The following is a 531-nucleotide window of genomic DNA, read 5'->3' as shown; positions in this document are numbered from 1 at the left end:
CGTTGGGCACTGCAGTTCAGCCAACAGATGGCCGCTGTTATCTGTGTTTACCGTTCCGCTAAGATATCCGATAGCATCCTGACCCGTAGCGTCGGTAGCCCAATACGTGGCGTTTACATTACTGCCAGAGAGCCGCCCCGCTACGCTCCCCCGATAAGAACCATCGCTAGTGACAGACCCCATCGCCAGAACCTGATTGAGCTTACCGATGCCTTGCGAGGTCGTGGCCCAGCCGACAATACCACCGATATAGTTACCCCCTGCAACAGAAGCCGCGGAGACACCATATTGCACGGTTGAGTCCTGCAGATATCCGACAATACCACCGGCATAACCATCAGCCATCTGCACTGAACCTGTGGCATAGACACCGTTGATCACAGAGCCTTGATCGGCATACCCCGATAACAGTCCGGCATATCTCTTGCCAACGACCTGCGTCAAGGATCCCGTCAGGGCAAGCTGCTGCAAACGGGCTTCTCGTACAGAAGCGAATAAACCTGAATAGTTAGAGCCAGGCCTATTAATCCA

At 54.2% G+C, this 531-nt stretch carries 1 protein-coding gene; it reads right to left on the bottom strand.

All coding sequences use genetic code 11. The features are described 5' to 3' along the window. A partial coding sequence (locus tag I9W95_RS16430) for a hypothetical protein (RefSeq protein WP_225676864.1) occupies positions 1–345 on the bottom strand: 345 nt, incomplete at its 3' end. Positions 346–531: the final 186 nt, after the last annotated feature.

This window comes from Thalassolituus marinus (assembly GCF_020320395.1).
Taxonomy (GTDB): domain Bacteria; phylum Pseudomonadota; class Gammaproteobacteria; order Pseudomonadales; family Oceanobacteraceae; genus Venatoribacter; species Venatoribacter marinus.
Note: the sequence above shows the minus strand (reverse complement) of the source record. Positions and strands in the feature narration are given on the sequence as shown.